The sequence below is a fragment of the Bacteroidota bacterium genome (assembly GCA_030706565.1).
In the GTDB taxonomy this organism is placed as follows: Bacteria; Bacteroidota; Bacteroidia; order Bacteroidales; family JAUZOH01; genus JAUZOH01.
Genome location: JAUZOH010000096.1, coordinates 1 through 11,987, shown reverse-complemented (window position 1 = coordinate 11,987; position 11,987 = coordinate 1). Strand labels below are relative to the sequence as shown.

Sequence of the window (11,987 nt, the reverse complement as noted above, 5' to 3'; positions counted from 1 at the left end):
GATTTTTGCTTTATTTATCCTTATTTCAACTATACCGTTTACCAGCGTTGTTTCAATCTTTTTCTCTTCGGGATAAGCTTTGACATTAAAAGCGGTTCCCACTGCCCTGACATTGATATCCGAAGTTTTGACGATAAAAGGTATCTTTTTGTTTTTGGCTACCTGGAAATAGGCTTCTCCTTCGAGATATACTTCCCTGTTATTAATGTTGTACTGTTTTGAGTATTTTAAGGAGGAATTGGCATTTAAATTTACCCGGGTGCCATCAAAAAGGACAATTTCTGCTTTTGATCCCTTGGGAGCACGGACTTCAATAAAATTGCCTTTTTTATTCCAATTGCTGATTTCATCCAAGCCTTCGCTGGCTTTTTTATTTTGGAAAATCCCTGAATACTTTCCTATAAAAAAGGCAGTTATAAAAACAGCAGCTATTTTTAACAACTGAACTGCCCATCTGTTTTCTGCTTTAGGTTTACTTTGGATGGCATTTAGGGCATGTATCCGGTTTCTCACTCTTTCCCAGGCCTTGTCCGGATCAAATTGTTCTTTATTCTGACTTAAAGCAGCTGCTTGCCAGATGTCTTTTATCTGATCGAAAATTATCCTGTTCTCTTCACTCTCATTAAGCCAAAGCTCTAGTTTTTGCTTACTTTGAGCATTCGAATTTTCTGTAATGCACTTAATAATAAGGGAATAAATCTCTTTGTCGAAATTAATTTCTTCTCCCATAATTTTAAAATACACATAATAAAGAACACAGGAAAATTGTATAGTGGTGACAAATGTTATTCTTTTTATAAAGTAACAAAAAAAGAAGGAAAAATAAAAAAAATATATGGCAAATTGCTGTAAGTCTGTAGGTTTGTTTTCTAAATCTTTATGGTTTTCTCTTCTGTCTTGATGTGTCTGATAAAATTCAGGCAATTATGAAAAAACTCCTTTAAAAAAGCAAGCCCACTGAGAAGTCTGAATAATTGTTCCTTTTCTGTTTTTTCATATCTTCAGAAAAGTGTTTTCTACAATTTCTTCAGCCGTTTCCTTATCTTTTACAAAATCTTTCGCTTAAATGCACAATTCGCTTAAATATCTTTAAAAAACTTTCTCGAAAGAAATTTCATCATAGGGTATTGTGTATTTTGCAAATTCACTATGATTAAGAGTTGCAAATTTATATTCGAAATAAGCTGATAAATTTTGTATTGACTTTTATAATTTCCTAATATATAAAAAAATAAGTTATATATATATTTTTTTAAAATTTTTTTACACTTTGTAGAATGGTGTTGAGGAAATGAAGATTTTTATTCATAAAATAATACTATTATCCCCAAAATGAAAAAAGGAAGCTAAAAACTTCCTTTTCCATTTTTATGAATTTTGTTCGCTCAAAAACAAATTCATTTAGACAAAAACTAATATTTCTTTGGGTAATCATCAGTTCTCGAACAGCTAATTTTATGGATGGATGTTCAAATCATCTGAAAATCTGCCAGAATAAATGGTTCAGATCGTAATATTGCATCATTCCTTTGTTTGAAATATCCATTACAATAACTGCAATTTTGTCCTCGGCATTTGCAAAAGCAGTTGTCAGCAACTGATTGCGGTTTGCTCCCTGGCGTACGAATTTAGAAAACCGTCCAAGGTAATAATAGCTGTTTGAATAAATAAGTTTGCGGTATTTGTATCCGCATGAACAGGGGCAAAGCCGCTTTTAACAGAACTGACGTCAGTTCTGTCAGTAGAACTTGATGAACTTCCGATGTTTGTATGATTCCCCTGTAACCTAGTTATTTGTAATTATATACTCTGACATAATCAATTTGCATTTCAACTGGGAATATGCTATCATCAACGCCTTGAGCTCCCCCCCAATTTCCTCCTATAGCCAGGTTAAGGATAAAAAAACAGGGTTTGTCAAATGGCCATGTTGAAGCGTTTTTTTCTGAGGGGTTATAACTATAATATGGGGAAGATGGATTGTCTACATAGTATTCTATTTTATTGGGGGTCCAAGTCATGCCGTATACATGAAAAGCATTTTCACAATCGCTTACATTTAGACGTCCAAAATTGATGGTGTTTCCATAACTTGAAGGACTATGGATTGATCCCTGAATCCATAATGGGTCATATCCTACATGTTCCATGATGTCTAGTTCTCCACATGCAGGCCAGCCTGCTGTTCCGATGTTACTGCCCAGCATCCAGGTTGCCGGCCAGGTACCTTTTCCTGAAGGAAGTTTAGCCCTGATTTCCATTCTTCCATACAGAAATTCCTTTTTGCCCGAAGTAGTGATACGACCGGAAGTATAATCGTATTTGTGTTGACCGGATCCAACTTTCTTTGCCGTAATAGTCAATATGCCGTTTTTAACCGATAAGTTTTCACCATTGGTATACTTTTCCCATTCGTTATTGACATCAATATTTGTTTCGTTGGACCAGTTTTTCATGTTGAGTGTATCTCCATCAAATTCATCACTCCATATCAGCTTATTCGGGATATAACCAGGATCATCCGAGTTAATTGTTATGGATTTGGTGGATGTTGTGATATTCCCATTATATAACACCAATCTTAAAGTTACCTGGTATGTCCCTTTTTGAGGGAAGTAGTAAGTTAAAATGGAATCGTTGGGAACTGTTTCGTCAGGGAATTTCCACTCAAGTTGACTAAATAAACCTTTAATTTCAGATTTGAAGATGATATAATTGGTACTGTCGGTAGTGTTTTTTGGGGTGAAGGTAAAATCTGCCGCAGCCAATGCTTCCTGCTGGTTTTCTTTTTTTGAATTACAGGAAAAAAACAATATGACTACAAGCAGTATTGCTAATAATTTTTCCATTGTTTATAATTTATCGTTTTATTTTTACCATATGAATGTTCCTGCAGCTCCTGCGAATAAACTCGGGGAAACTACTTTTCCATTAAAACGAATGTTGAAAGTTATACTTGAATTTCCATTGTTCAATACGATCAGAACTTTTTTCCCGTCTGGTGTTTTAAACGCAACATTGGGCAGATTATCCACAGTGGTCGATTCAATGCGTACAGAACCGGGACGTACAAATTTCGAAGCCTGGGCAATGATATAGTAGCTCACGTTACGGATTACGGAATTTCCTATGGTCAATGCGCCTTGGCAGGTGGAACAGCCTCCGTCGGTATGAGGCTTCATTTGAGGATCGGAGGCAAGATTCCATTCCAGTACGTTACGACTCCAATTACGGGTTGCTCCGATAATTAGATTCTTTATATGCCATTGGAAATCGCCATTGAAGGTTCCTGTCGAAGATGTATATTGTTCTGTAAAATACAGATTTTTATCCGGATAACGGGAATGAATAGTTGACATGGTGGCGATATCTCCGGCATAAAGGTGAAATGCCGATCCGTCTGTATATTTGCAGGCACCGCTGTCACTTAAAACTGTCGTGGCATATTCGGGGTGATCAAGGTTGTGATCGTAATCTATAATTTTGGTGGAAATATTATTCATTTTAAATTGCGGGCCCAAATGGTTCTTAATGAAATTGGCCTGCTCTATAGCCATCATCAGCATACTCGGATTGTTATAGGGATTTAACGGCTCATTTTGGGGTGTTACAGCATCAATTGTAATGCCATGTGACTTCATGGCCTGAATATATTTTACAAAGTAACGTGCATAAACCTCATAATAACTTGTATCAAGGCTTCCTCCGACATAACCTCCGTTTGTTTTCATCCATGTGGGGGCAGTCCATGGAGTGGCAATGATTTTTATCTTGGGCGCCAGAGCCACAATTCTTTGCAGAACAGGGATTAGATCTTTGGTTTCTTTATCCAGACTGAAGCTTTGAAGATTAACATCTTTTTGCCCGTTTGTAGTCTCGTCATAAGTGAAGGGCATCTCGCTAAGATCGGAGGCTCCTAAACTGATTCTCAGATAACTAACTCCGATGTTTGTAGAGTCTGTCAGAAATAATTCTTTTAAAAGGGCTTCTTTTTTGGTCTCTTCCAGACCGTTAATAAGAGTAGCACTTCCACCGGTCAATGCGAATCCAAAACCATCAATTTCCTGATATCTCTGAGATGTATCGACATCTATTGTGAGGTTATCATTGTTGGCTGCATTAAATAGGAGGCCTGTGTTTTGCTTTTCGAATAGAACAGTACCTTCGGCATTTGTCATCCAAAACTCGACATCGGTTTTTACCTGCTTCCCTGTGTTTAAAGAATCCGGAACTGAAGGTTTTATCTCGTTACCGCTGCTGCTTTTACAATCGGGAAGAATAATAAAAAACGGCAGAATAAAAAACGGCAGCAATAATCTTTTATTAGAAGGTTTAATCATAATTTATATACAATAGTTTGGAGAATAAGTCCGCAGGTTTTTCTGAAACCCAAAATGAAGGAATAATAAACAGGAATCATAAATGGGACTGCCGGACTTTAGTCCGGCAGTCCTGTTTAATATTAATATCCCGGGTTCTGTACCAATTTTGTATTGGTCAGTTCGGCCAAGGGGATGGGCAAAATTTCATTTTTCCCTTTGACAAAACCTTTCATGGGGCCCAGTATTGCTTCGGCCTGACCGGTACGGACGAGATCAAACCAGCGGTGTCCCTCGGTTGCCAGCTCCAATCTGCGTTCTTTATAAATATTTTCTAAAGTAGCAGGAATAGATCCTAAACCCACCCGGGCACGAACGGCATCAAGCAGGGCTTGTGCACGGCTCTGGTTTGCATTGGACTTTACCAATGCCTCAGCTTCCATAAGATAGGTGTCGGCCAAACGGATTTCTATGTAGTCGTTTGGATAATTCAGCGCATTATTTCCGCTTGGACTTCTGTATTTTAATAATGGTGCATATTTCGCAATAATGTATCCGTTATCCTGGTATCCATGGGTGTAAGTGCAAAATCCGGCTTTTACAAGACTATCCATGTTAATCGTTGTATAAGGGTAACGCGGATCATTCTTTAATACAGAAATTAATGAAGGAGTGAGTGGATTAAATCCCCATCCGTCGCCATAAACAGGACCAGAATAACTTCTGGGTCCAACCATTTCGACATATACATTGGATTTGAAATTACCCCAATTACCCCAATCATAACTCTGCGTTCCTGTATGTTGTATTTCGAAAATGGATTCGGAATTGAATTTATGGTCAGGACTGAAAATATCGCCATAATGGGCCATTAGTTGATAACCATAAGTGGGATTTGGAGATCCTGGTGTGGGGCCGTCAACATCCAATAGTTGTGCAGCTGAAAGTGCCCATTTTTGTTCATAGAGATAAACTTTTCCCAGCAATGCTTTTGCTGCTCCCTGGGTAACCCGTCCATTTTCTGAAGTCGGCACCGTGGCTGGTAAAATTGGAATGGCTTCTGTCAGATCTTTTTCTATCTGGGCATAAACATCAGCGGGTTTTGCCTGTGGCTTGTTATACATGTCCGATAGTGTTACGGGCTCGGTCATCAAAGGAACGTTGGCAAATAGACGAACCAAATCAAAATAATAATGGGCCCTTAAGAACTTTACTTCAGCTGTATATCTGTTTTTTAAAGCATTGGAAAGCCCCGGAACATCAGAAAGTTTTGACAGGATTGTGTTACATTTAGCAACTCCTGTAAAATTAACTCCCCAAAAATCGGCCTGTGGTCCTAGAGCAGGAGTCATGGTATTGGTATTCCATGCCTGCCAGGTGCCCATATCGGAGGAACTTGCCCCACCTGCATAGCAATCATCGGATGCGGCATTCAGAGGCCCCAGCGTATTTGAATATGTACTGAAGGTTTCCGTGTTGAGGGCTGAATATGCAGCAACCACTCCTGCAAAAGCCTCATCAGGATTTGAATAATAACTGATTTCAACGTTTTTCCCCTTCGGATCCAATTCGATAAAAGACTTTGCACACGAAGAGAACAGCATCAAAGCGAATATGAAAATTGTGCTGTATTTTAATTTGATATTTTTTCTTTTCATCTCTGTTTATATTTTATAAACCAACATTTAAACCAAACAAAAATGTACGGGACTGTGGATAAATACCTCTGTCTATTCCGTAACTACTGCCGCCTACCTCAGGATCGTATCCATTGTATTTTGTTATGGTAAAAAGGTTGCTGCTACTAATAAATAATCTTACACTTTGTAATTTAATATAGTTTGTCCATGCTTTGGGTAGTGTATAACCAATCTGAATATTCTTGATTCTGAAATATGCTCCATTCTGCAAATAAAAGTCGGATGGATTATTGAAATTATGATTGGGATCCGAATCGGTCAATCTTGGGTAATTACTGCTTGAATTTTTGGTGGTCCAGGCATTTAATGCGGCAATCGGGTAGTTGGCAGAAGGAATATCCAGACGGCGGTATCCCTGGAAAATATCATTGCCCCAAACACCCTGACCAAATATCATCATATCCCAGTTTTTCCAGAATAGATTAAGAGTAAGTCCATAAGTCCAGTTGGGAGTGGGATCTCCTATCCAGGTGCGGTCGTCGGAAGTAATTCCCCCTTTTCCGTCCGTATCCTGCCATTTGAAATCACCGGGTTTTGCGTTGGGCTGAATCAATGTTCCATCGCCGTATCTATAATTATTGATTTCCGATTGTGAATGGAATACTCCGAGTGTTTTAAATCCATAGAAAGAACCGATAGCATGACCAACAGCTGTGCGCGTTAGCGGATAGTTGGTGGATTGCAGTGTGGCACCTCCATCCAGGAATTGCTTGCCTTCACCCAGATAGGTGACTTTATTCATCAGGTAGGAGATGTTCCCTTTTACATTCATCAACAGATCTCCCCAGGATCTCTGGTAGCCAAGATCTAATTCCAAACCCTTGTTTTCCATGTTCCCTACATTTCCAAAAGGAGAATTTGTAAATCCGGCATAACTAGGTACCTGTACGGTCTGTAGCATTCCTTTGGTGGTTTTTTTATAAGCATCAAAGGAAATGGTGAAACTTCTGAAAATTGTAGCGTCAAATCCCAAATCGGTTGAATGGGTCTCTTCCCACTTCAAATCCGGATTGGCAGGTCTGTCTGCTGCATTCCCAATCGTGAAATTATTGTTGCCAAATACATAATTGCTTCCACTGATAATCAATGATTCATAAGCAAAATCTCCCAGAGACATTTCATTTCCTACGATTCCATAAGATGCCCGAAGTTTTAAATTATCCACAAAAGTTTCTTTTGGAAAGAAATCCTCACGGGTGATTACCCATCCGATTGAAGCCGATGGGAAAATCCCAAATTTATTGTTGGATCCGAATTTTGATGAGCCATCGCGACGTAAAATCCCGTTTACCAGGTATTTTTCATTATAATTATAGGTTAATCGTCCGAAATAAGAATACATCGCATAATCCTGATCTTCGTATCCACCTCCTATTTTATTTACAGCAGCCAGGCTGTAGTTGAATGAGGCATGATGATAGTCCAGTGCGGGTTCCCCAATATATTTCGTGTTCACCCCTTCTGCCGTTGTCTTCTGGGCACTAGATCCGATCATGAGGGAAAAATTATGTTGCCCCAGGCTTTTATTATAAGAAAGGGTGTTATCGAAATTCCAGATCAGATTTTGGTCGCTTTCGCGATATTGAGAAGTACTGACCATATTATTTGAGTAAGCAGTCAGGTAATACAGCGGATTGAATGATTCGCTGCCCCAGAAAGCCTTTTTGGCATTGATTGACGATCTGAAAACGAGATCCTTAAAGGGAGTGATTTCTATATAGACATTCCCCACCAGGTTATGTGACCAGTTGTAGTTCCCTTTCTTTGTCTGGATATATGCTTGTGGGTTAGTCATCTCCTGTCCAACATATTTGGAAATGGCATAATATTGATCGCCGTTTTTCACTGTATATTGGGGGTATGTTTTCCCGGTTACTGTATCCGTATATACCGGTGTGATGGGATCAAGATTTAATGCAGAACTTAAAGGCCCTCCGAATTCACTGTTTGTATTTAGGTCTGTCTGTGATTTCCCGTAAGTATAGGATAAATTTTCACCAATTGAAATATAAGGGCTTATCTTATAGCTGGTGTTTATGGTAAAGGTTAATTTTTTGTTATAGGCAATTGAAGGGGCAATAATCCCTTTCTGGTCAATGTAGCCAAATGATGCGTAATAGCTTGCTTTATCTGTTCCACCAGAAATACTTAAACTGTGGTTTTGATATCCGGCGTGATTGCTGAAAATTTCGTCCTGCCAGTTTGTTCCGCTACCTAAGGCCTGAGGATTTTGAAATATTGCCGTACCTCCGTCATTTGTAATGGCTTCGTTTCTCAATTGCGCATATTGGGTGGCATTGGTTAAATCAACTTTCTTAATTGGCCCCTGAAAACCGGCCTGCATGTTATAGTTTACCTGCATCTGACTGCCCGTTTTACCCTTTTTAGTGGTAATCAGGATTACACCGTTTGAAGAACGCGAACCATAAATTGAAGCCGAAGCTGCATCTTTTAATACTTCGATAGATGCAATATCATTGGGATTGAGATATTCGATCCCGCTGTTGATTACAATCCCGTCAACTACATATAAAGGATCACTGTTGTTGATGGAGGTGGTCCCTCTTACCCTGATTGTCGGTGCAGCACCTGGAGCACCAGAACTCTGAGCCACCGTGACTCCGGAGGTGAGGCCTTGTAAGGCTTCATCCAAGCGGGTATATTTCTTGTTGATCAGATCCTGACTGTTTATTACGGCTATAGAACCGGTTACTACACTTTTCTTCTGTACACCGTATCCGACAACAACTACTTCCTCGAGGTTTTTGGTCTCCTGGCTCATTTTTACGTCTATGGTCGATTTCCCGGCTATTGCACATTCTTCGGAGAGGTATCCCAGGTATGAAAAAATAAGCGAAACATCCGATTTTTGTACTTCTATCGAATATTGTCCTTTTAAATCAGTAACAGCCCCTCTGGTTGTCCCTTTTACCACAATATTTACTCCGGGCAAAGGCTCTCCTGTGGTTTTATCTGTTACAATTCCTGAAACGATATTTCTCTGAACGGCCGTTTTAGGGGTGATCACAATAAAGTTACTTTCTAATACTTTATAGGTTACATCTGAATTAGAGAGTATTTCATCAAGAATATTTTCAATATGATTGTTTTTTACTTTTATATTAACTTTTCTATCCAAATCCTTGAAATTGTCGTTGTAGAAAAATCTGAAATCACTTTTGGTTTCAATCATACTGATAACATCTCGAATCGTCTTGTCCTTCAGGTTAAACGAAAACACTTTATCCTGGGAATAAATTGCAGCATTTACGTTAATTAGGCAAATAAAAGTTAATAGTAGTGTTAGTTTCATGATTAATAATAATTTGAATTGCTCTTTTTTAAGAAAAAAAGAGCCGAAACTTTGTTTTTTTTTCATACTTTGGTCTGTTTTTTAATTAGATGATTGATATCAACTCATGCTCTGCCAGGAACCGAATGATATCGATTGTTTAATTTGATTTGGAAGGGGAGAACCGAAAATGTTCTCCCTTTTTTTTGTTTTTTTTTACATAGGCATCTGTAGTTTAAAGGGTTAATACTTGTATTTATTATTCCTGTAATATGTTTTTATAATTCTCTTTCATCTTTTTGTTTTCTGCTATCACAACCTGTTTGTGATTGATGTCATAATCAATGGGTACGGTCAGTTTGATGGCATCCAACACCTGTTGCAAGGTTTCGTCATTGAGCTTTCCTGTAACCTTATAGTTTTTAATGGATTCGCACTTAAATTTGATGCAAACATCATATCTTCTTTCAAGTTGTATAGAAAGGTCTCCTAAACTTTCATGTTCGATAATCCATTTTTTGTCCTTCCAGGAAGTGTAAACTACAGGATCTATGTTTTGAATGACTATGATATGGGGGGCTTCTTCTTTTTTCTCTGTAATTTTTGAAGCTGTTGCCATAGTCCTATTTGAAATACCAAGATTTTCCGTTCCTTTTATAAACTCAGCTACCTGGTTCGGTTTTAGGGTGAGTTTTGCATCTTCGCCGATTTTTGCTTTATTTATCCTTATTTCAACTATACCGTTAACCAGCGTTGTTTCAATCTTTTTCTCTTCGGGGTAAGCTTTGACATTAAAGGCTGTTCCCACCGCCCTGATGTTGACATCCGAGGTTTTGACGATAAAAGGTATCTTTTTGTTTTTGGCTACCTGAAAATAGGCTTCTCCTTCAAGGTATACTTCCCTGTTATTGATATTGTACTGTTTTGAATATTTTAAGGAGGAATTGGCATTTAAATTTACCCGGGTGCCATCAAAAAGGACAATTTCTGCTTTTGATCCCTTGGGCGCACGGACTTCAATAAAATTGCCTTTTTTATTCCAATTGCTGATTTCATTCAAACCTTCACCCGCTTTGGGGTTTTGGAAGATACCTGAATACTTCCCTATAAAAAAGGCAATGACAAAAACTGCAGCTATTTTCAACAACTGAACTGCCCATCTGTTTTCCACTTTGGGTTCAATTTTGGTCGTATTTAGTGCACGTATCCGGTTTCTCACTCTTTCCCAAGCCTCGTCCGGATTAAATTGTTCCTTATTTTGACTTAAAGCTGCTGTTTGCCAGATATCTTTTATCTGATCAAAAATTTCCCTGTTTTCTTCACTTTCATTAAGCCAAAGTTCCAGCTTTTGTTTACTCTGGACATCAGATTTCCCTGTAATGCACTCAATGATGACGGCATAAATCTCTTTGCTGAAATTAATTTCTTTTCCCATAATTTTTCAATAATCGCATGTAAGACACACGAAAATTGTCTTAGGGTGACAGAGGTTATTGTTTTTTTTTAAAAAAACAGAAAAAGCAGGAAAAACAAGATGATCGCAATAGGCAGGTATTCGTCCAGGGCAATATGCAACTTGTCCAGGGCTCGAGACATTTGTGTTTTGACTGTATTTACCGAGATGTTTAGTTTTTCACAAATTTGCTGATAACTTAATTCTTCGTAACGGCTTAAACAAAATATTTCTTTGCATTGAGGAGGGAATGATTCGACTACCTGGTTGACTTTTTCATTGATGTCCTTTAAAATCAGGTTTGCAACCGGATAATCTGAAGAATATGCAGAAAATTGCTGGAGCTCTGTTAATTCGTTTTCTAAATTTTTATGGTTTTTTTCTTCTATTTTAAGGTGTCTGAGAAAATTCAGGCAATTATGATAAACTCCTTTATATAAATATGCCCGTAAAGAAGTCTGAATAACAATTTCTTTTCTGTTTTCCCATATTTTCACAAAAGTATTTTCGACAATTTCCTCGGCTGTTTCTTTGTCTTTTACAAATTCTTTGGCATAAATGCACAATTCGACATAATGCTTTTTAAAAATCTTTTCAAAAGAAATTTCATCATCGGGTATTTCGTTTTCAGGCAAGTTTACCATTATCAAGAGTTAAATTATATTTAAATCAAAATATCCTGGTAAAAGCCGGGTTGTACTATTAATATAACCCGTTATGAATAATAAATATTATTATTTCTAAACAAAATAAAGGTTTTTTTCGGAATTTTTCTATGCTTTTTGACAATAAATAAGAAGTTATTAAAAAAAATTAATTCTAGGCAAACATACTGTTGCTAAAAAACTTAGCTGAAATTTTTATTCGATAAATTCATTGCAGGATATATTTTGCCTGAAAAATCTTTCCATATCCTATGTTAAAATTTTAAAATAATTCAAGTTTCGCAAGTAAAATTTCCCTGAACGGAATAAAATTAAAGTCTGTGATTATTTTCCATTAATCCTCCCCACACCCTTAAGAAAGGAATAAAACAGGCCGGTGATTCATTAAAAAGTTCCAGGACTTTCCTGAGCGAAGCCTTTAAAACAAATCCTTTGTGGTTAAAAGTATTTTTTGCGTCTCTGTGCCTTAGTGTGAAACGCATTTCTCGCAAAGACGCAAAGTCGCCAAGTTTTAAGGCAAAGAACAGCACATTTCCGAGTACCTCATTTTAACTCATT

General features: G+C 37.7%; 7 protein-coding genes. All 7 read right to left on the bottom strand.

Annotated features, from left to right (window positions below; genetic code table 11):
* On the bottom strand, positions 1–729 hold a 729-nt coding region (locus Q8907_06950), incomplete at its 3' end, for a FecR family protein (protein MDP4273999.1).
* Positions 730–1,790: 1,061 nt separating this feature from the next.
* Complete coding sequence (locus tag Q8907_06945) at positions 1,791–2,849, bottom strand: family 16 glycosylhydrolase (protein MDP4273998.1); 1,059 nt, start codon at positions 2,847–2,849, stop codon at positions 1,791–1,793.
* Between the two features lie 24 nt (positions 2,850–2,873).
* The gene (locus Q8907_06940) at positions 2,874–4,337 is read right to left on the bottom strand and encodes a glycoside hydrolase family 30 beta sandwich domain-containing protein (GenBank protein ID MDP4273997.1); all 1,464 of its coding nucleotides are present in this window, start codon (positions 4,335–4,337) and stop codon (positions 2,874–2,876) included.
* 125 nt (positions 4,338–4,462) lie between these two features.
* Positions 4,463–5,977: a RagB/SusD family nutrient uptake outer membrane protein gene (locus Q8907_06935; GenBank protein MDP4273996.1), complete on the bottom strand. Its 1,515-nt coding sequence runs from the start codon at positions 5,975–5,977 to the stop codon at positions 4,463–4,465.
* 13 nt (positions 5,978–5,990) lie between these two features.
* Positions 5,991–9,332, bottom strand: a complete 3,342-nt coding sequence (locus Q8907_06930) for a SusC/RagA family TonB-linked outer membrane protein (GenBank protein MDP4273995.1) — start codon at positions 9,330–9,332, stop codon at positions 5,991–5,993.
* A gap of 238 nt (positions 9,333–9,570) precedes the next feature.
* Positions 9,571–10,746 (bottom strand): FecR family protein, encoded by a 1,176-nt coding sequence (locus Q8907_06925; protein MDP4273994.1) that lies wholly within the window; start codon positions 10,744–10,746, stop codon positions 9,571–9,573.
* A 68-nt stretch (positions 10,747–10,814) separates the two neighbouring features.
* Positions 10,815–11,408, bottom strand: coding sequence for an RNA polymerase sigma-70 factor (locus Q8907_06920; protein MDP4273993.1), 594 nt, complete (start codon positions 11,406–11,408; stop codon positions 10,815–10,817).
* Positions 11,409–11,987 lie beyond the last annotated feature (579 nt).